Source organism: Halohasta sp. A2 (assembly GCF_056175805.1).
Window position 1 is genome coordinate 1 of sequence record NZ_JAQFWV010000053.1, and the last position, 22,447, is coordinate 22,447.

Consider the following 22,447-nt stretch of genomic DNA (forward strand, 5'->3'; position numbering starts at 1 on the left):
ACGTAGGTCTTGGCATGGTACTTTTGCCGGGTCGAAAAGCACGCTAATTCGTCAATTGGAGCGGTACAAGACAGAAACGACGTGAGTGGAAGCATCCGATTTTCACGTCATCTACGCGCTACACCAGCATAAGGTGCGAAGTCAAGTAACTACCAGTGAGGCAGTGTTGAGTTCTGTATTTCTCGTGCAAAATAAATGTGTGTGGTATACAGGTGATATATATATGTACACCCTAACTGCCAGTATATGATTGCCAGTCGGAACACTTCGATTCGTGACAATGCCGGGTAGAGAACCAGTCACCCACTCACCGGAGACTCGTGACGAGCCGATCACAGTGTTACTCGTCGACGACAACGAGCAGTGGGCACAGTTCGTCGCCAGTGATATCGAAGCCGAGTATCCATCCCTCACTGTTCATATCGCGCTCAGTCCCAACGAAGCGATGTTACGGCTCGGAGAGCTCGAAATCGACTGCGTTGTCGCCGACTACCAGATGCCCGAAGTCGACGGACTCGAACTCTTAGAGCGGCTTCGTCGAGACCACCCAGGGCTCCCCTATATTCTTGCGACGAGCGAGGGGAGCGAAGACGTTGCATCGGCAGCTATCGATGCGGGCGTCTCGGATTACGTTATCAAGGATCCGCGAGTCGATCAGTTGTCGGTGTTCACCAGCAAGATCCGGCGGGCTGTCGAGACAGCTCGTCTCCGAGAAGCAATCGCCGAGAGCGAACGCCGCTACCGATCACTAACCGAACAGAGCAGTGATGGTATCATAATCGTCCAAGACGGCGAGGTTGCGTTTTACAATCAGCGGCTCATCAAGCTTACACGACGGCCCCGAACGTGGTTTGAGTCGCCCCGACGGCTCAGCGAGATTGTCCATTCCGACGACCAAGACGACGTTCGAAGTGTTGTCGATCACTGGCAAGAGGATTCAGGTGGCGGGCAACTCCATGAGGTTCGGCTGGTCACTCCAGACGGGGAGATTCGTTACTGCGAGTACACTGGCCAAGGAATCAGACACGACAGTGAGCGGGCAGTCATGATCTCGATCCGTGACGTGACCGAACGCAAGCAACGGCAGCGAGAACTCGAATGGGAGCGGGATCTCAACCGGGATGTCCACAACGTCCTCGTTGCGGCCCGAATTCGAGCGGAGATTGAGCGCGGCGTCGTGGACCTGTTGACTGACCATGGCTACGCACTGGCGTGGATCGGCGTGCCCGAAGATGGAACGCTCACACCGCGAGCACAGAGCGGCGACACACACGCACAGACTACAGATGCGAATTACTTGTCTGCCGTCGACTACTCGTTAAAAAGTGAGGCAGCCGACAGCGAACCGAGTCTCTGGGCGGTCCGCTCGGGCGACAGTCGGTACATCAGTGACTTCGAAGAGTTGTTCCCGACAGACTGGCGCGAAAAGGCACTCACGAGTGGCTACCGGTCGGGAGCGGCGATTCCCCTCTCGTACAATGGGATTTCCTACGGTGTGTTAGCAATCTATCACGCCGAAGCCAATCGCTTCGACCAAACTGAACGCAGGCTACTCGAATCGCTTGCCGATAGCGTCGCCTTTGGCATCCACACCGTCGAAACTGAACAATCACTTGCCTCGGACCATACCGTCGAGGTAACCCTCCGTGTGGCCGACGAGGCGTACTATCTGGTTGCGGTGGCTCGTGAGATGGGGAGCACTGACGATGGGACAATCACAGTCAACGGAACCCTTCGCCACACCGACGGAGAGTGGTTGCAGTATCTCTCAGTGGACGGGGCAGCAGTCGACGCCCTCAGAACAATCCTCGCTGGCTACCCTGAAATCATTGCTGTGGAAACGATTGGTGGGGGACCCACGTCTCGTCTTCAAGTCGTTGTCGACGCTCCGACACCGGAGTCGCTGCTGATCGATCAGGGCGCTGTCATCCGCTCTACTACTGTCGACACCAGTGGGGCGGAGTTAGTCGTCGAACTCCCGGCACGAGATGCCGTGCGGGCGACCGTCGAACGCGTGGAAGCGGCGTTTGTGGACGTCTCAGTACGCTCGGTGACCGAAGCCACGCACTCCGGTACGGGATCCACAGAAGTGTGCACTATTGACAGAAGCAAACTCACCGACAAGCAGGCTGCCGCACTCGAAGCGGCCTTCCATCACGGCTACTTCGAGAAACCACGAGGGAGTTCGGCCACAGAAATCGCCGAGTCGCTCAATGTTGCCCACTCGACGTTTCTCCAGCATCTCCGCACCGCCCAGCAGAAGCTCTTCACTGACTTCTATCGGTAGGTGAGCGGTCGCTGAACCACTCTCCAATCGGCCGTCATGTTAATTTCATGTAAGTGGTGTAATCGAAATATTTTCTATCGGACTTCTCGATAGGTTCGTATGGAATGGCAAGCGCATCCCGGCGTGGTGCCGTTGTTGTTCGGGTCGGCACTCCTCTGGGTAAATACGGGGTATTTACTCTGGCGTCGACAGGCTGGTCGACGCGCGCCGGGACAGTTGCTTGCCGTCGGGCTTGTTGGCTCAATTGCGCTCTCGCTCGGACTATTTGTGGTACGAAAAGCCGCCACAACGCTGGAAACAAAACAGTTGGTGAACGCACTTATCTACCTCGGTGACGCACCTGTAGTGGCGTTCATATTGGCCTACGTGCTGGTGTATGTCGGATACGATCTCTCGCGTCGAGAGTACGCCGCGTTGTTCGTTCTCCCAGTGATTACTCTCGTTGGCGTGGGTACGAACTCCCTCCATGGGCTCCACTACCAACAGAGCCTCGGTGAAGTGGGCGGCTACATCGCGCTCTCGAACGAGTACGGCCCGCTGTTTTGGCTGTATGTCGTCTACGGCTACGCGTTTTTGCTTGCGGCAATCGTCCTCCTCGTCAGCGTTGCCAGCGACGCCCAAGGAGACTATCGTCAACAACTGCTCGCCCTGATTGTGGGAGTGATATTGCCAGCAATGGGTGCCTTGGCACACGTCTTCGGACTCGGACCGGAACCGACGCCAAACTACATGGGCTATGCGTATATCGGAACGGCGATCACGTTTAGTTACACTGTCTACCGCCACGATCTGTTCGAGGCGGTGCCGGTCGCCAATCGAACCACGCTCGAACAGTTCGACGACGGGATCGTCACGCTCGACAGCGGTGGGTTCGTCGTCAGCGTCAACGAGGCCGCCCGTCGTTTCCTTGACGGGAATGCGAATGACCTGCTTGGCACCCCCGCCGTTGACGCCCTCGGTCCGTTCGGTGCGCCGTTTGCGCTCGACGAGTCGACCGGACAGTCCTCGACAGTCGAAACCGACAGGGGGATCTTCGACGTGCGTATTAGTACACTCGTTCGTGGTGAGACCGCCATTGGAAGCCAGCTATTGATCCGTGATGTCACTGCCCGTCATCGCCGCGAACAGCGGCTCACGACGCTCAACACCCGGCTGGAACTCGCACTCGACGAGACCGATACCGGCGTCTGGGAAATCGATCTTGATACTGATGAGTTGCTCTTCGACGAGGCATCCGAGCGACTCTACGGCTATGGCCCTGGGGAGTTTCCGAACACTGTCGAGGCGTTTGCCGACCGACTCTCCGATACGGAGTTCAACGATGTCCAACGCGAATTCGAGCAGACAGTCGACGGCGATGGCCACTACAGTGCCGATTTCAGGGTCGACCTCCCCGATGGCAGTCATCGATGGATTCAGACTCGCGGCGTCGTCCAGTATAACGAGGACGGAACGCCGGACAGGATGGTCGGTATTCAGACGAATATCACCGACCGCAAGGGAGTCCAACAGCGACTCGAAGAACAAAACAACCGCCTCGAACTACTGAATAAACTCGTTCGTCACGATATCCGTAACGAAGCGTTCCTGATTACGACCGTGACCAGACAGTTGGGTTCCGATTGGGGTCCCTCGGCAGCCAAGGAAGGGCTAACTGGCGAAGGGACCACACTGACCGAAGCCACGGCCGACCGAAATGAGCGCGTTGCACAGATCGCCGCCAGCAGCGATCGGATCATCGACCTCACCGAGCAGGCCCGTGAGCTGATGTCTGTCATTTCCTCATTGGGTGATTCGCTGGTGCCCATGGGATTGTGTGAGACGCTCGACCGCGAGATCGGGAGGGTCTCGATGATCGACTTGGGGGCGACGATCCGAACCGATGGTGTGCCCGATGTCGACGTCGCTGCCAACGACCTGCTCGGCGCGCTGTTTCGCAATCTCCTGACCAACGCCATCACCCACAACGACTCCGAGGCCCCGGAGGTAGTTGTCTCGGGGACGGTCGACGATGAGATGGCGTTTGTAACGGTCGCCGACAACGGCCCCGGCATTCCCGTAGCTGACCGCGATGCAGTGTTCATCGAGGGGAAAACGCTCACTGGCAGCGATGGTACTGGCTTTGGGCTGTATCTCGTCAAAACGCTCGTCGAGCAGTACGGCGGACGCGTTGAGATCGGCGAGGCCGACGAGCTCGGCGGGGCGGCGTTCACCGTTCGGCTCCCACTCGCTGAACCGACCGCTACGGACGATGGGACCGCTACCGACATATGACGGTGGTAGAGCTATGCCGCCGTGAGCTGTAGTACTGCCATGTGTGATCGGATTCGGGTCCTCTACGTCGACGACAGCCGTCGTGCGACGCAGATCCATGCGGAGATGCTCTCCAGCCACGGTTTCGAGGTAGTAACGGCGGCAACGCCGAGCGACGGCCTTGATCAGCTTGGACAAAACAGCGTCGACTGCGTGCTGAGCGATCTGTCGATGCCCGAGGTCGACGGCTTAGAGTTATTCGAAGCGATTCGAGACGATCACCCCCAACTACCGTTCATCCTGTTTACCGGCGAAGAGTCCGAAGACACCGTCTCGACGGCCTTCGAGCGTGGGGTGACTGACTTCGTCCCGAAATCGTTCTGTACAATTTCGTATGAACTGTTGACACACCGTATCGAGCAAGCCATCCGGTAGCTGCCGTTGGCCACCTGTTGTCGTACGGTCGACAGCAAAGAGGTGACCGTTGCTGGCGGAGAAACCGACACAGTCGAATTCAGCTTTACTCCCGATGTAGCTGGTGAGTACGACCTCAGTGTCGGTGAGGAGACCCTGACGACGACGGCCGTAGATGACTCTGGGCCATCTTGGATAGTGGCAGTCGGCCTGATTGCTGTGCTACTACTCATCGTCGCACTCTGGCGGCGTCATGACGAAGACGCAGAAAAGGATGCATAAGAGAGCGATGTCCAGGGACGACCCGCAATATTCGCGTTGGGTATAGTCGGTCGTTCATCGGCATCGAAAATCACGACCTGAATCGGTCGACAGCGGCCATCGATCTCTACTTGCTAACACACCGTCAGCCGGTGTGTGGCTTCGGGTGGCCGTACCGACGACCAGTTCAACCGGAGAGCCGTCATATGTAGGTATTAGTCGACCGAGTGATGGTCAGGCTGTTCGAAATATCGTATTGCCAACTGGTTTTGACCGAAGGCCAGCCGTCGACGGCCTTCACATGACGTGAGAGAAGCCATGGTACTGACTTACCCAGAAGAAGCATGAACGGGATAGCCAATACCCTGTATCGGGCTACTGGAGCGGGCGGAACAACTCCGCGAAAGGTGACGAGGGTACGGCGGTCTGGGCGGTACGGGCCATCTACAATGACTACTATACCTCGATTGGTGTGTCACGCAGGACCGATACAGCGATCGAGGGCTGGGGGGAGTCGATGATGGGGAACCAGCGGGCGAATCGACAGCTCCGGGGGCTGATGCTGCCATTGCTAGTGATCCTGTCAGTGGTTTTGGTGATGCCGCTCGCCAGCGGCGTAGCAACTGCAGATGGTGATGGAGATTCCGTCCCGTCGGTCGAGACAAATTCCGGCAGCGTCGAGTACGATGCCGACTCGGGCAACGCGACAGTCGTCGACCCCGAGTTGAACCTCTCTGATCCAGATGGGCAGACAGAGATCGATGGCGCACAGGCGGCGATCACCGATCGCTTTGAATCGGGTGACGAACTGAAGTACAACGAGACGGTGGCGGAGGATGTCGGAGTTTCCGGCAACTACGATTCGGAGACTGGCGTGCTCTCGCTGACTGGCGATGCGGAGGTACGCGAGTACGAAGCCGTGTTGCAGACAGTTGCGTTCGATAACACAAAACTCGATCCCGACAACGAGGATAGATCCATCGAGTTCCGACTCGGGACCAACTACTCGGCGTCGACCGGTCACTACTACGAGTACGTCGAGGACAGCCAGATCTCGTTTAATGACGCACGGGGGGCGGCCAACGACAGCACCTACCTCGGCCAACGGGGGTATCTGGCGACCGTTCGGTCGAGTGCCGAAGACAGGCACGTCTACGACCTCTGGGACGGGGACAAGGAAGTCTGGTTCGGTGCAAGCGATGCGGTGACCGAAGGTGAGTGGCACTGGGTGACTGGGCCCGAAGGTAAAACCGACCCGGACGAGTTGAAAGGTGTCAAGTTCTGGTCGGGTGGCGCAGACGGTGATTCGGTCGACGGCGAGTTCGCGAACTGGGCCGTAGATGACGGACAGCCCAACAATTATGAAGGACAGGATTACGCTGGCTTCTATTCTACCGAATCGAAGTGGCAGGACTTCGACGAAAGCGGTTTCGAAGACCCGGACATCGACGGCTACATCGTCGAGTACGGCGGCCTCGATACGGACCCCGAATTGAACCTTTCGGACACTCGAACCGTGACGATCAATAGTAGTTCGAGTCTGCCGGTCAGCGAGGAGTTCGATGCACCGACCGACGAAATCGAAGATTGGCGGACCGACGGCGATGCGGTAACCGGCGTGGATGTCGACGGCGAAAGTAGTCTCCGGTTAACCGAAGATGACGGTAACCAAGCGGGGACGGCCCTCTATGAGCGACCGTTTTCGAGCGGCCTCGGTATCACCGCCGAGTTCAGCTACTACGCTGACGACGGCGACGGTGCCGACGGCATCACGTTCTTCCTGCTCAACGGATCCCAGGTTGAACCGACGACATTCGAGACCGGGGACTACGGTGGATCGTTGGGCTACTCCGGTGATCCCGGTATCTCGGCAGGCTATCTTGGTGTCGGCCTTGACGAGTTTGGGAACTTTGCGAATTCCGGCGAAGCAGGTCACGGCGACGGCCCTGGCGAGAGACCTCAGACCGCCACACTCCGCGGAGCAGGTGACCGGGCCAAAAACGGTGACGATCCGTGGTATCCTCATCTGACGACGGAGGATCCTCCACAGAACATCGACGGCGGCTGGCGGGACGTGATCCTCACTGTCGATCCGACAGCTGGTGATAAGGATGATATTGGTGTCGAACTCCAGATGAGTTGGGACGATGGCGAGAGTTGGGAGACGGTCGTCGACGACACGTATGATAAAGACGACATCGGCTCGGCGATGCCCGAGGTGTTCTACATGGGCTTTTCGGGTTCGACCGGTGGCTCGACCAACACTCACGCGATCAGTGACGTGGATGTGCAGGTTCCAGCAAACCTCAGCACGACAGTCACAGACGAGCCAACCGAGAGCGTCGACCGGCTCGAATCCGTCGAATACGAGTACGAGATCACCAACAGGGGCCCGAACAACGCATCGGACATCGAACTCGACAACACGCTTCCGACGGGCTCGGAGGGACTCACCGGCGTCGAGTGGTCCTACGAGACGACCGGCGGCGAAACTGACTCCGGCCGCAGCAACGACCTCAACTCGGCGACGGTCGACCTCGACAAAGACGAGACGGTAACCGTCTCCGTCTCGGGGTCGGTCGGACGCGAAGCCGTTGGTGACCTCGACCATGAGGTCGGTGGGTCGAACACGGGATTGTATTCGGATCCGAACCCCGAGAGTTCGACCGATACAGTCTCAATCGACATCGTCGACCAGCCGACTGGCCTCCGGGCCGATTCGGACGACGCGGAGTTTATTGAGACACAAGGAGAGGTGACGGTCTCACCAAACCTGAACATCACCGACGGCGACGAGTCGATCAATGGTGCGACCGTTACCATCGTCGACGGTTACGATGGCACGACTGACGAACTCGATTACGACGTAACTGAGGCAGACGATCTGGGAATCACCGGCTCCATCGACGGCTCGCAGATAACCTTCACTGACGAGAACGGAGAAGATCCAGGTCCGGAGGAGTACGAGGCGGTTCTCCGGACGGTGACCTACAACAACACCGAGGATGATCCGCTCGAAAGCGAGCGATCGGTCGCCTTCAGTCTCACCGAAGACGCGGACGAAGTGCTGTTCAATCCCGAGACTGGTCGCTACTATGAACACGTCGACGATGAATCGATCACATGGGAAGATGCCCGAGACGACGCGAACGATCAGTCTCACTTCGGCATGGAGGGCTATCTTCCAACGATCACCTCCGAGGCCGAAAACGAGTTCCTCCGCGACGAGTTCGACAGCGGCGGCTGGATCGGAGCCAGCGACGAGGCCAACGAAAGCATCTGGCGATGGGTCACTGGACCCGAAGGCCTCGACGAGGGCGGCGACGGCCAGCACTTCTTCACCCAGACGGCGGGCCATGTCGCTGGGTTCGGCCCTTATGCGGGCGGCAAGAAGGGTACCGTCGGCGGAGGCGATCCGGTTGACGACGCCTACACCAACTGGAACCCACGGCACGAGCCGAATAACAAGTTCCCGCAGTTCGGCGGTCAAAACTACGGCTACCTCTGTGCAGGACCGGGTTCCTGCCCCGACGGGACGTGGGAAGACGCATCGGCGAATTCCCCGCCATTCGATGCTGACGGCTACTTTGTGGAGTACGGCGGTCTCCCCGCAGACCCGACCGCTACCCCGGCAGATGATCATACGGTGACTATCACACCGAACACCCCGCCGACGGCCGACGCTGGAAACAATATCACGAGCGAGACCGACGCCGAAATCGAGTTCGACGCCTCCAATTCGACCGACGTGGTCGGCATTGACGACTACAAGTGGAACTTCGACGACGAAACTGTCTATGACTTCGATCCCGACAACGAGACGATCACCTACAGCTACGAGGACGACGGCGAGTACACGGTCACACTGACTGTTCGCGATTCGACGAAACAGACGGCCACAGACGAACTCGGCGTCACCGTCGAGGGGCCAGCCGTTCTGATCGCCAATGCAGGCGAGAACGAGACGGTCGACGAGGGCGACACCGTGAACTTCGACGCGAGCGACTCGGAGTCCAGCGAAGGGATCGACAGCTACGAGTGGGACTTCGGCGACGATGAAGACGACACTGGAAAAACGACAAGCCACAGCTACGATGAACCCGGCACGTACGAGGCAACGCTAACGCTCACTGACACCGAGGACAACGAGGCGTCGGCGACAAAATCGGTCACGGTGGAGGACACCACTCCACCGACAGCCGACGCAGGCAGTGATGAGACCATCGGTCAAGGCGACGAGCTCACCCTCGACGGCTCGGACTCCACTGAGGAATACTCGGACATTGAGTCCTACGAGTGGGACACCGATGGCAACGGTGCTATCAACGAAACCGGCGAGGAATCGTCAGTTACCTACGACGAGGCGGGCAACTACACCGTCACCCTCTACGCGACCGACGAGGCGGGCAACACCGGTACCGACACGATGAACGTCACTGTCACCGATACGACCGACCCCGTCGCCGATGCGGGCGAGGACATCTCGGCGACCGCCGGCGAGCGAATCACCTTCGATGGGACGAACTCGACGGACAACGTCGGCCTCGACAACTTCGAGTGGGAGTTCGACGACGGCAACAGGACCACGGGTGCGGAGGCCACCCACAACTACAGCTCGACGGGCGAGTACACGGTGAATCTCACCGCCACCGACTTCGAGGGCAACAAACACACCGACTCACTGACCGTCGACGTGACCGACCCGCCGGAGATCAACGCCTCCAGCGGCGAGACCGACTTCGTCCAGTACGACAATGAGGTCGTGGTCGACGACTCCATCGAGATCGACGACGACGGCTTCTTTGAGGGTGCCGAGGTCAGCATCGACGACGGCTTCGACCCCGAAGCTGACGAGCTTACTGTGACCGACGTCCCGAAGGGAAGTGGAATCGACGACGACTACAACGCCGACACCGGCGTTCTCTCGCTGTCAGGCAACGCCAGTGCGGTGGACTACCAGTCGGCACTCCGGAACGTGACGTACAACAACACAGCGAGTGATCCCGACGAGGCCGACCGCAAGATCACCTTCACACTCGGAAACGACAGCCTCTACAATCCGGAAACGGGCCACTACTACGAGTTCGTCGACGACTCGGGCATCGAGTGGTTCGACGCACGCGAGGCGGCCGCCGATCGTGACCACTTCGGTCTCCGTGGGTACCTCGCCACGGTGCGTTCGGACGAAGAGAACGAATTCATCGCCGACAAACTCAACGGCAAGGGATGGATGGGGGCCTCCGACCGGGCGAACGAAAGCGAGTGGCACTGGGTCACCGGACCCGAGGGCGAAAATGAAAGCGGTGAGTACCGCGGGACCGAATTCTTCACCCAGAAAAGCAGCATCAACGGCGAACCGGAGTCGACCTACGATGGGGAGACCAACGGCGGCGGCGACCCAGTCGACGGCGAGTACACCAACTGGGCCGGTGCCGAGCCGAACCACTGGTACGGCGGTGAGGACTTCGGCCACTACTACGCAAACGGACAGTGGAACGACTTCGAGTACAACAACGGACAAATCGACGGCTACGTCGTCGAGTACGGAGGCTTCGACGATGATCCCGACGTCCAGCTGAGCGATAATAAGTCGGTTACTGTCAGTGCCGACGAGCCACCGGTCGCCGAGGCATTCGGTTCGAACGAAACGACGATCAACGAGGGCCTTAACTTCTCGGCCGCCAACTCCACTGACGATCAGGGAATCTACGGCTACGGTTGGGACTTCGGCGATGGAGAAGACAGCTACCCGGTCGACCCAGACAACGAGTCGGTCAGCTACTCCTACGACGATGATGGCAACTACACAACGACGCTGACCGTCGAGGACACGGCCAATCAGACTGAGACCGCGACGCTCAACGTGACGGTCAAAGACGACACGTTCGTCATCGCCAACCCCGGTGCGAACGAAACGGTCGATCAGTTCGAGGAAGTGACGCTCAATGCAAGCGATTCACGAGCCAGCGAGGGGATCGACAGCTACGAGTGGGACTTCACGGGGGACGGAACTACCGATGAGCAAGGCAAGAATGTGACCTATGATGGGTACGACACCCACGGCACCAAACCGGTTACACTCAACGTGACCGATAGACGGGGCAACAGCTCTCTCACAACGACCTACATCAACGTCAGAGACATTAGTCCGCCGGATGCGGCTGCGGGTGCGAACGAGACGATCGAGGATGGCACCATCAGTGTCGACGAGGGTGATGTCGTCGAGTTCACCGGTATGGACTCCGAACCGAACGGGACCGCGATCACCGATTACGACTGGACCTTCCCACAGTTCCCCGGTGATCAGTCGACCGAACAGTCGGGCGAAAACGTCACCTACGAATTCGCGCCGGACGATCAGCCCGGCCCGGGGGTCTATCCGGTGAACCTCACTGTGACCGACGAGGCGGGCAACACCAACGAAACCAGTCTCTCGGTCAATGTTACCGACACCACGCCGCCGACTGCCGATGCAGGCTCTGATTTCGTTGTCGAGCGTGGCGAGGAGTTCAGCTTCGATGCGAGCGGGTCGAACGACAACGCCGCTATCGATAGCTACGAGTGGACACTCCCCAGCGGCGAGACACTGACCGGTGTTTCACCCAACCAGACATTCGATCGCATTGGGAAGTACAACGTCTCACTTTCGGTCAACGACACCAGCGACTACGATGACAGCGACGACGTGTTGGTACTCGTCGAAGATACCACCGAGCCAACCATCCAAGATTTCTCGCTTTCGAACCCGACCGGACAAGCGGTCGAAACGTCGATAGTGAGCGACGAACCGCTGGCGGATCTAGAAGTTGATCTCTCCGGTCCAGAATCGGCGACGCTCACTACCGAGGAGTTCGACGTGAGCGAGGAGGCTGGGGTCTACACCTATACGTCCACTTACGAGGGCTCAAGCAATGGCGATTACGAGGCGACACTGACGGCTGCGACTGACGACGCGGACAACGATGGTTCGGACGAGCAGACACGGAACATCACCATCTCGGCCCCACCAGAGATCGACGAGGGTGACGTGACACTCACCAACCCTGACAACCGAAAGCTCGACATCTCGGTTGAGGCCGACCAGCCGCTATCGGCACTCGATATGACACTCACCCGCGACGGGACGACCGATTCGACGTTCAATAGATCCGACTTCGATGAGACCCGTGACGGTGGTGTATACACCTATGAAACAAACTATACTGCCACCGAGGACGGGGATTTCGAGATCGTCCTCGACCGAGCCGAGAATGAAAACGGTGAGGATGGGGCCGACGGCCAGTCGGCCAGCGCCACCCTCAACGAAGACCTCGATGCCGATATTACGGCCAGTAGTGGGGAAGTGACTCTCGGCAGTGAGGTCTCATTCGACGCCAACCGGTCGAACTTCCCTAGCGGTTCAACGCCGGAGTACGAGTGGCGCGTCGGGACAAATGTCGAATCGAACAGCGAGAGCTTCACCCACACCTTCGACTCGCCCGGCGAGTACCCCGTCGAACTCACCACCACCGCCGATGGGGCGGAGTCGACTGACACGGTGAATATCACCGTCGAGGACCGCACTCCACCGGAGGTCTCGTTGGTAGCTAACGACACCTCGCCGGCGGTCGGCGACACCGTCTCCTTCGACGCGACGGAGACGACCGACAACGATGCGGTTGACGACTACGACTGGTCGATCACCGGCAACGTGACTGTCGTCGACTCCAGTGACGGCATCCAAAACGTCACCTACGACTCGCCCGGTACGTTCCGCGAATCGGTCACCGTCAGCGACCCGTCGGGCAACGAAGCGACCAACAGGACCACGATTACCGCCCGTGGACCGAACGCCACCAGTGACACGAGTTCGGTCGACTACGGAACGATGACGATCAACTCGACGAACACGAGCGCCGTCCGGATTACTAACGACGGGACGACACCGCTGAACATTACGGATGCTACCGTCGATGACGACGCGTTCGAACTCGTCGGTGACGCAGCGGATTCCCTGCCCGTGATCCAGCCCGGTTCGACTCGCTCAGTGGGCGTCGGCTTCTCGCCGACAACCGCGACGACCAATGAGTCGACGCTGACGCTTTCGCACAACGCCAGCCACCAGAGCGATCTCACGGTCGACCTCAACGGAACTGGCGTCGAAAGCGACCTCAGTGCCGTCGAATCCTCGTACGACTTCGGAGATGTCTCAACTGGGGACAGTTCCACCCAAACTGTGAACGTCTGGAACAACGGGAGTGCAGACGCCGAGATCGACGAGCTCTCGATCACCGGCGAATCGGCCGATGCCTTCGAGATCACCGACGACGGTGACCTCCCGGGATCGCTCGACAGCGACTCGAACACCGACATCGGGATCGACTTTGAGCCGACCGAAAACGGTGAACAGACCGCCACGCTTCGGTTGGAGGCCTCCGACGGAACCGTGACGCTCGTCACGCTGTCCGGGAATGGCGACGGACCGGAGATCGGGCTTCCCGACGGTGATGTCGACTTCGGTGAAGTCGGGACCGGCGAGAACGTCACCGAGAAAGTGCGGATCGCCAACTACGGCACCCAGCCGCTCGGTATCGACTCGGCGGCTGTCACGGGAGCTAGCGACTCGGAGTTCAACGTGACCAGCACGCCGACGACGGTCGCACCCGGAGACACCGAGGCGGTCACCGTTGCGTTTTCGCCTAAAGACGACGGGAACTACTCCGCTGGGCTCACCGTCGAGAGCAACGACTCGGTTGCTGGGACCACGAGCCTCGACCTTGATGGGTCGGCAGTCGCACCCACAGTCGACGCCGATCCACGGAACCTCGACTTCGGAAACGTGACGGTTGGTGAGACTGTAAGTTCTAACATTACAGTCACGAACCTGCACAACTCGCTGTCGAACCTTAGTGTCGATTCGACCCAAATGGTCGGCAACGACGCCGACGACTTCGAAATCGCGACAGCAAGCGACGCGCCGTTCTCGCTCAAACCAGGCGAGGAGCGGGACATCCAAGTAAACTTCACGCCATCGGAAACAGGGACCAAAGACGCCCAACTCCAGATCATGAGTGACGCGGGCAACGAGCCGCAGATCGACGTCTGGCTCTCGAACACCAAGACCTACGTCGTCGTCCAGGAGGTCGACGCCGATGTCGACACGGACAGCGCGGAGGTCAATCTCGACGCCAAGAACGTCGAAGACAACTCGACGTTCGATATCAACGTCTCCAAACCCGGAACGCGGTCGACTGCGATGGGAATGGACACCGTCTCGATGGACACGGACTACGAGGGTGATTTCGATATGGACTTCACTCACCAGTCGACGCCGGTGAACCACACCCGCGATGTCGAGGACAGAAACACGACGCAGTACGTCCAACAGGCCTACAGTATCGACAGCGAGGAGTTCAGCGAGACGTCGTTCAACTACAGAGTACGGAAAGACAGCCTCCCATCGGGGGCCGATAGCGACTCCGTAACGTTCGATCGATACAATACCACGCAGGATAGGTGGGTCGAGCACGACAGCACACTCATCTCCGAGTCCAGTGATCACTACGTGTTCAGTGTCGATACCCCGGGCTTTTCCGAGTTCGCCGTGACAGTGCCGGAATCCGGTAGTGGCTCCGATTCGGGGTCGCCAACTCCGTCGACACAGCCGGGTCCTAACTCGGATAACACGGATGAAGAGCCCACAGAAGACGAAGAAACGACCGAGACGGATGAGACAACCGACGCGGATGAGACAACCGACACAGGTGAGACGTCGGACTCCGGCGGCTCCGATAGGAGTGGGTCTGCAGACGGTAGTTCCGGATCGGCAGACGGGTCGGCAGCCAACGAGGCGACACAGCTGTTCGGCATCACACTGACGACACCCGTGCTCATAGGTATTGGCGGGTTCTCGGCACTCGCGACGCTGGCCGGGGCACTGTTCCTCATCGGTCGACAGCGCTCACGGTTCCGAATTGCCGTTGGCTCCGATGACGACGCCTGGAGCCGTGAGGCGGCGATTGCACTGATGAACGAGCGGGACGACCGCAACCTAACCGACGACATCGCTGTCGTCGCTGTCGCCGACAGCGAGTCGACGGAGTTCAGCGACGCCGACCGCGATGGGGTCGACACGATCACTACGGCTGACCTGCCTGACTACGATCTCGTTGTCTGGGCTGGCGAGCTAGCAGTTGATTTCGGTGATGAAATCGAGGTACTCCGTTGGCCTACACCAAGGAGTGCGGAGTCGACCGCCGAAAGTGATTCGGACGATAGCGAGCTTCGTCAGCGTGCTACCGTACTGTTCGACCGATTCGAAGAATCTGAATCAGAATCTGAATCAGAATAACTGATGACAGACGATACCGACTCGACGCGAAACCAGGCCGAAGAGCGGCTCTCGGGAGCTACACTGAGAACCGTCTTTCACTCGGTGAACGATGCAATCTTCATTCACGACGCCGAGACGGGTGCCATCGTCGACGTCAACGAGACGATGTGCGAGATGTACGGCTACAGCCGCGAGCAAGCCCGTGAGCTCAGCGTCGAGGAGCTGAGTTCCGGTACGCCCCCCTACACCCCGCAACAGGCCTTCGAGAAGGTACAAAAGGCCGCCCAAGGGGAGCCCCACATCTCCGAGTGGCACGCCAAGAATAGTGACGGAGAGCTGTTTTGGGTCGAGGTGAGTATGCGGCGAGCCTACGTGGGCGAGAAGCTGTGTATTCTCGTGATCGCCAGGGAGATCAACGAACGCAAGCAGCGCGAACACGAGGTTGAAGCCTTGAGTACGCGACTCGAATTGGCCCTCGAAGAGACCGGCACCGGCATCTGGGAGTGGCATCTCCGAGGTCACCGACACCAAACCGATCAGGCTTGAAACAGTCGTCTGATCGAGTTGGAAGAATACCGATCAGAAAAACGCCACACTCGTCATCGACACGAACGTCGAGATCCAAGCTGATCAAATTCGGTTAAGCCAGGTGTTTGAAAACCTCTTTGGGAACGCAATCGAACACGGAGGTGAATCAGTCACCATTTCTGTCGGCGTTCTTGATTCTGAAACTGGCTTTTATATCGAAAACGACGGCGAACCGATTCCAGACAATAAACAAAAAGCGGTATTCGAGACAGGGTACACCACAAACTCCCAAGGAACCGGTTTTGGTTTAGCTATCATCAAGCGGATCGTTGAGGCCCACGGCTGGCAGATTCGCGCAACCAACGCTGAAAAGGGCGGTGCACGGTTCGAAATCACGAGCGTCGACCTCGTTGCTCCACAGACAGAAACGCGCAAACTCTGAGTTCACTCTGGGAAAGTCAGTCTTACTGACTTCGATTCTACCGCTTGGCCATCGAGATGGTGAACCGACTCCTCGGAGTCAGTTGTCTCGACCGAAATGTGCGAACTGAAGGCCCCAGCCATCGTCTCTACGATCCCATCAATTTCTCCACCAACATCGACACAAAGGATAGTATACTGTGTCACACTGCCTTTCTCTGGTAGAGTATTAATAGTCACTCAGTAATTCTCAGGTCTGAGACTCGACCTCGCTGAATTCGTCGAGTTCAGCAGACTCACTTTTGTCGAGGCGGAATCGATCGATCCGGTCGTAGAGATCTTCACTGGTCGCACTAAGTTCGACCGCTCGTGATGCAACTTTATCTGTTGCAGTCGACTGTTGGCTGAGTCCAGCAGAAATCTCTTGCAGTGAGGCCGATAACTCTTCGCTTAGAGCAGCTGCCGTCTCAATTGTTGTACTCATATCGTCCATACTGTGTGCCTGATTTTCGACGGCCGTGCTGACTTCACCGGTGGCCGCACTAGTCTGTTCGATTGTGTGTTCAATCTCCGAGAGTTGGTCGATGACGTTTTCAACCGCATCGGCACCAGTCGAAACCTGCTCTGCCGTTTTGTCGATCTGTGACGAGACAGTCGATGTCTGGTCCTGTGCTGCCGTGATGATCGTCTCAATATCTGCTGCAGATTCTTGGGCTTCACCGGCGAGTTTCTTTACCTCGTCGGCCACCACCGCGAAGCCAGCCCCGTCTTCTCCGGCGCGAGCTGCCTCAATTGTTGCATTCAACGCCAACAGGTTTGTCTGGTCTGCTATCGTGAAGATCACATCGAGAATTGAGCCCACCTCCTGCATCTTTGTCTCCAGTGTGTCGACTTCAGTGGCGATAGTATCGGTTGCAGCTGTCGCCGTTCGAATCCGGTCGACCGCCGATGATCCATCCTCTACTGCATCGATGGCTAGCTTACTGGCCTGGGAGGTTTCGGCATCCATCTCTTGGGCTGATGCAGTGATTTCCTCGATTGTCGCTGTCAGCGAGGAGACAGCCATATCGGCTTCGTCCGTTTGTTCTGCGAGATCTTGTGTCCCGTCGGCGATTTCCTCGGTCGAATGATTGATTTCTTCGACCGAAGCGGTGACCTCCTCGCTGTTGGCACTCAGTTCTTGGCTTGTATCGTCGAGATCGTCTGCAAGGAGTGTCAACCGCGACAGCACGGTTTGGAAATTATCGATTGCCGTCGACAGGGCATCATTGAATTCGGTGTACTCGTCGTAAACGACCTGCATCTCCTCGAAGTCGGCATCCGGTTCTGGGATCGTCGGGTCGACAGTGAGATCACCGTTTGCAAACGCCACCATGTTTTGATGGAGATGCTCCATCACTGTGTCTTGGTACGTGGTAAGAGCCTCAGTTTTTTCGCGTTCATCGGCAATTTCGGTGATGTCGCGGGCGATTTCCATTCCACCGACAACAGCTCCGGACGCTTCTTCAAACGCGATAACCGTTCGACTCAGTCGTCGATGCTCGCCGTCGACGGTCACTGACTCCTCGAACTCGGAGAGTCGCTCACCAGTAGCAATTACCTGTGGAACTCGATCAGAGCCAGTGTGCACAGAAGCGACCGGTCGACCAACCGCTTCTATTCTTTCCGTGTTGAACAGTTCACACGCAGCCGTATTAAGACGGAGAATCATTCCGTCGGCGTCGAACATAATCGTCGGTGAATCAAGCCCACCCAACATATTCGATAACAACAGCTCCGTATCAAGTGTGGCTGTCTCGGCTATGGACTCAGGTTGTGGAGAATGAGAATCCGATACAACCGTAGCGTCATCAGGTGGCACCGGAACCGTCTCGTCGGGAGTCGACTGGTCAGATGTCGATTCTGTTCCAGTTTGTGGTTCTGAAAGTACCGATGTATCCTCTGGGGGCTTACCCTTCGTCTCGGGATGAGAGGTTTGTATGGTCTCAATATCGGTATCCGAGAGATCAGACCAGTCGACCGACTCCTCCGACTCATCAGTATCTGGAGTCTCGTCGCTGTCGATTTGCACGTCTGAATCGCCCACGATCAGTCTATTGAGTAACCAGTTCATTATGAATGTAATGAACAGGTATTATATAAATATAGTGGGCAAATTATCGAATTTAGTACGTAGACAAGGTTCCTTCTCAAGCAAAAACCGAAGCTTCGGGTTACGTCTGTTCGATATCGTCGACATCTGCTGACTCGTCTTTGTCAAGCCGGAACTGGTCGATCCGCTCGTAGAGTTCATCACTAGTCGCACTCAGACTCGTTGGACGTGCTGCGACTTGATCAGTTGCGGTCGACTGCTGTTTGAGCCCCGCAGAGATCTGCTGGACCGATGCCGAAAGGTGCTAACTGCTAATTCAACTTTGGAGTATATGAATTGACTCCTAAGTTCACCTGAATCATGGCTGATCCAGCGAAACAACACAGAGCCTGTTGACATTACTACTACTTGGCGTACAAACATATCGAATGTATCTAGTAAACAGAATTGGCTTATTCACATCGAGCATTGCATAATATTATAGCTTATAATAAAAAGAAACGATATGATTAATAATCCGATGGGTGGGCCTCCGTAGATACTTCCCTATTCGACTGTATAGATCAATTATGCTTACAAAGACGATGCCGGAGTTGTTCTTTATTCACTCTGATCTAGACATCGTCTACGCGAACCCCACGGTCTGTGCACTTTTAGGGGTAGAATTCCCAGAGGAACTCACTGGCACTCCACTTGTGGATCTCGTCACGTCGGACTACCGCTCACCACTCCGGGAGCGTGTGGCCCGCATCGACAGTGGCGACGAACGCGCCTCTGGATTGAATGTTGAGTTGCAAACGGTCACTGATCAGCCACAACGCGCCATCCTCGTGAGTTCGGTGGTCGAATGGGACGACATCGAACAGATACAAACGTCGGTGTTCCCGATTACTGGGACAACTTCTGATAGTGACCGGTTGCTCTACAATCAAGCGACGGATCAAGCTCCCATCGGCATCACGGTTTCGGACCCGTCCCAACCCGATAATCCACTCATACACGTTAATGGTGGATTTTCCGAGCAAACCGGTTACGACCGCAAGGAAATTCTCGGACGAAACTGTCGGTTTCTTCAAGGAGAAGCCACACGTGAGGAACCAGTTGCACGGATGCGGGAAGCAATTGCTGCTGAAGAGCCTGTTACAGTTGAGTTACGAAACTATCGAAAAGACGGGTCGATGTTCTGGAACCGTGTCACAATTATTCCAATCTGGAATGACTCGGGAACAGCCACGAACTACCTCGGCTATCAACAGGACATCACCAATGAGAAGCGATACGAACAGGATCTCTCGTTGTTCAAAGTACAGGCTGAGCAGTCCGAGAAAGCAGTCGTGATCACCGATTCGGATGGAACGATTCAGTATGTCAATCCTACCTTTGAGCGAGTAAACGGATATACCCCTACTGAGGCTATCGGTCGGACCCCTCGGATTCTTAAATCAAGTCAGCAGGACAAAGAGTTCTATGCAGAGTTGTGGGAGACGATTACCGCTGGTGATGTCTGGGAATCAGAGCTTGTCAACAAGACAAAATTCGGTGAGCTATACGAAGCAAAACAGACCATTACCCCAGTTACGAATGAAAAAGGCGACATAACTCATTTCGTTGGAATGACCAAGGACATCACCGAGGACGTGCTCACAAGACAGACGCTTGGTGTCCTGAATCGTGTTATGCGACATAACTTGCGGAATGCGCTCAACGTAATCGACGGTCACGCAGAGTTATTGGAAGACGGAGAGTTGGACCCCAAGGCTCGTCGAGCGTCAGTTGCAGCAATTCGAGAGCAAGCTGCATCAATGCAAAATATCGGCGAGAAGACAGCAGAGATTCGCTCAATTTGGGATCGAGCCGAAACTCACGAGAGGTGGGAGCTGCTTGATATACTGTCGCTTGTCGAAACGTATCAAAGACAGTATCCAGATGTGAATATTACCTATACAGGCGGAGAGGTTAGAGACATTCACGTTCGGAACACAGAATTGTTCACGAATGCCATCGATGAGGCCGTCACGAACGCAATCAAACACACCGAGCAGCCCATACCTGAAGTGGCGATCACGGTTCAGCATGACTTAGGTGCAGACCAGTTTCGGGTAACTATCGCTGACAATGGGCCCGGGGTTCCGGAACTTGAACGACATGCAATCAACTCAGGTGAGGAGACACCGCTCGGTCACAGTCTAGGGATTGGGTTATCGGTAATGAAGTGGATTACAACGACGCTCGGTGGCGAGTTGATAATCACGGATAACGACCCCCGAGGAAGTATAATAACGTTGCAATTGCCGGTTGGAAGCTCGAATGACGAGTTCAAACCTGAAAATTGACAGAACAATTATCATACTGATTCAGCATTTTCGAGGTGGAGCCTCCGACCTCAAGGAGCGAACGGAGTGAGCGAGTAGGTCGGGGACGAAACCGATATGGTACGACACAACCGCCACACTGCGACCGACCGACTCCCAATTTTATAAGTACCGTCGGGTACTCCCTGAAACTATGGACGTGCGTCGAACCGCCGTCGTGAAACTCGTTATTTCCGACGAGCAACGCGACGCACTCCACCGAACCGCCGAGCAATACCTGTACTGCGCGAACCGAACCGCCGACTACTGTTGGTCCGACACCTCCTACACCGAGTGTAAGACCAACAAGCGAGAGGTTCGTGACGCGCTCTACTCCGAACTTCGAGAGGAGACAGACCTACAGGCCCAACTTGTCCAAGCCGCTATCAAACGCGCTGTCGAAGCCGTCAAAGCGTGTGTCGAACGGTGGAAAAAGGGACAGCGCGTCTCTCAACCGACGTTCACCGCCGAAACGATGGACTACGACACGCGGAGCGCGACCTTCTACTTGAACAAGGTGTCGCTGGCAACTGTTGAGGGCCGAGTCGAACCGTCGTTCGTTCTCCCGACAGACAGTCCGACGCCCTACGAGCGGTACGTACTCTCCGAGAACTACGAGTTCCGCGAGAGTACGCTTCGGTACGACGCGGCCACTGACGAGTTCTACCTCAACATTTCGACGCGGCGGACAGACGGTGACGATGAGGTTTCGGAAGATACCGGGCACTCCGACCAAACGGTCCTCGGCATCGACCTCGGCGTCAACAGCCTCGCTGTGTCCTCAACCGGCACGTTTTGGCAAGGGGACGACTACGACCACTGGTGTCGTGAGTTCGAGAAGCGACGTGGCGAGATGCAACGGCGCGGCACGCAGGCCGCACACAACGCCCTGCTTCGCCTCGGCAAGCGTGAAGAAGCCTGGCGCAAACAGTACATCCACACGGTCGCCAACGAATTCGTCTCGGAAGCTGTCAAACACGACTGCGACGTGATCGCGTTCGAGGACTTGAGCGACATTCGAGAGCGGCTTCCACACGCGAAGTGGCACCACGTCTGGGCGTTCCGACGCCTGTTTGAGTACGTCTCCTACAAAGCCCCTGAACAGAGTGTCTCCGTGGAGCAGGTCGAGCCGAACTACACATCCCAACGCTGTTCTCGGACGGACTGTGGGTTCACCCACGAGAATAACCGCCAGGGAGAACACTTTGAGTGCCAGAAGTGTGGGTATGAGGTGAACGCGGATTACAACGGCGCGAAGAACATCGGGCTACGGTACGCTCGAAAGCGGACACACAGCCTCCATTCCTCGCCCAAGTCGGGGAGCGGAGACGCACAAGTAGACGTGCGTGTGAATGGTGGGACGTTCACGAGAGCGGAGCTCTCGTGAGCCAACCAGAACGCAAGAGTGGTCTGCGCTATGTTTGAATCTACGGAGCGCGTATAGGCGCTAATGAAGGCTTCTCGTCGGACCAAGTTGGTGAAACATCTGTCGGAAAAAGAGCTTGATGACGCGATCAATGAAGCACAAA

10 protein-coding genes are annotated in these 22,447 nt (G+C 57.0%); 9 read left to right on the forward strand and 1 reads right to left on the reverse strand.

What is annotated here, in order from left to right:
• Positions 1-280 precede the first annotated feature (280 nt).
• The 7 genes from O2S87_RS13475 (at position 281) to O2S87_RS13505 (ending at position 16,497) form a co-directional block, all read left to right on the forward strand.
• A complete protein-coding gene (locus O2S87_RS13475) occupies positions 281-2,287 on the forward strand; it encodes a bacterio-opsin activator domain-containing protein (RefSeq protein WP_475409305.1) in 2,007 nt (668 codons plus the stop codon).
• 99 nt (positions 2,288-2,386) lie between these two features.
• A complete protein-coding gene (locus tag O2S87_RS13480) occupies positions 2,387-4,561 on the forward strand; it encodes a sensor histidine kinase (RefSeq protein WP_475409306.1) in 2,175 nt (724 codons plus the stop codon).
• A gap of 39 nt (positions 4,562-4,600) precedes the next feature.
• Positions 4,601-4,975 (forward strand): response regulator, encoded by a 375-nt coding sequence (locus O2S87_RS13485; protein ID WP_475409307.1) that lies wholly within the window; start codon positions 4,601-4,603, stop codon positions 4,973-4,975.
• A gap of 42 nt (positions 4,976-5,017) precedes the next feature.
• Positions 5,018-5,236, forward strand: a complete 219-nt coding sequence (locus tag O2S87_RS13490; protein WP_475409308.1) for a hypothetical protein — start codon at positions 5,018-5,020, stop codon at positions 5,234-5,236.
• 451 nt (positions 5,237-5,687) lie between these two features.
• Complete coding sequence (locus O2S87_RS13495) at positions 5,688-15,545, forward strand: PKD domain-containing protein (protein WP_475409309.1); 9,858 nt, start codon at positions 5,688-5,690, stop codon at positions 15,543-15,545.
• Between the two features lie 3 nt (positions 15,546-15,548).
• Entirely contained in the window at positions 15,549-16,073 is a 525-nt protein-coding gene (locus tag O2S87_RS13500) for a PAS domain-containing protein (protein ID WP_475409310.1), read from the forward strand.
• Positions 16,074-16,161: 88 nt separating this feature from the next.
• Positions 16,162-16,497 carry a sensor histidine kinase gene (locus tag O2S87_RS13505; protein WP_475409314.1) on the forward strand — a complete coding sequence of 112 codons (336 nt, stop codon included), beginning with the start codon at positions 16,162-16,164 and terminating at the stop codon, positions 16,495-16,497.
• A 228-nt stretch (positions 16,498-16,725) separates the two neighbouring features.
• Here O2S87_RS13505 and O2S87_RS13510 read toward each other — a convergent pair whose 3' ends face one another.
• Positions 16,726-18,588, reverse strand: coding sequence for a methyl-accepting chemotaxis protein (locus O2S87_RS13510; RefSeq protein WP_475409311.1), 1,863 nt, complete (start codon positions 18,586-18,588; stop codon positions 16,726-16,728).
• A gap of 548 nt (positions 18,589-19,136) precedes the next feature.
• Between O2S87_RS13510 and O2S87_RS13515 the strand changes: the two genes are divergently transcribed.
• Positions 19,137-20,900 (forward strand): PAS domain-containing protein, encoded by a 1,764-nt coding sequence (locus tag O2S87_RS13515; protein ID WP_475409312.1) that lies wholly within the window; start codon positions 19,137-19,139, stop codon positions 20,898-20,900.
• Positions 20,901-21,072: 172 nt separating this feature from the next.
• Complete coding sequence (locus O2S87_RS13520) at positions 21,073-22,305, forward strand: RNA-guided endonuclease InsQ/TnpB family protein (protein WP_475409313.1); 1,233 nt, start codon at positions 21,073-21,075, stop codon at positions 22,303-22,305.
• Positions 22,306-22,447 lie beyond the last annotated feature (142 nt).

Excerpts from the sequence above, each read along its gene's own strand:
- O2S87_RS13515 (WP_475409312.1), top strand. The coding sequence starts at position 19,137 with ATGCTTACAAAGACGATGCCGGAGTTGTTCTTTATTCACTCTGATCTA.
- O2S87_RS13510 (WP_475409311.1), bottom strand. The coding sequence starts at position 18,588 with ATGAACTGGTTACTCAATAGACTGATCGTGGGCGATTCAGACGTGCAA.
- O2S87_RS13475 (WP_475409305.1), top strand. The coding sequence starts at position 281 with ATGCCGGGTAGAGAACCAGTCACCCACTCACCGGAGACTCGTGACGAG.
- O2S87_RS13500 (WP_475409310.1), top strand. The coding sequence starts at position 15,549 with ATGACAGACGATACCGACTCGACGCGAAACCAGGCCGAAGAGCGGCTC.
- O2S87_RS13520 (WP_475409313.1), top strand. The coding sequence starts at position 21,073 with ATGGACGTGCGTCGAACCGCCGTCGTGAAACTCGTTATTTCCGACGAG.
- O2S87_RS13485 (WP_475409307.1), top strand. The coding sequence starts at position 4,601 with ATGTGTGATCGGATTCGGGTCCTCTACGTCGACGACAGCCGTCGTGCG.
- O2S87_RS13480 (WP_475409306.1), top strand. The coding sequence starts at position 2,387 with ATGGAATGGCAAGCGCATCCCGGCGTGGTGCCGTTGTTGTTCGGGTCG.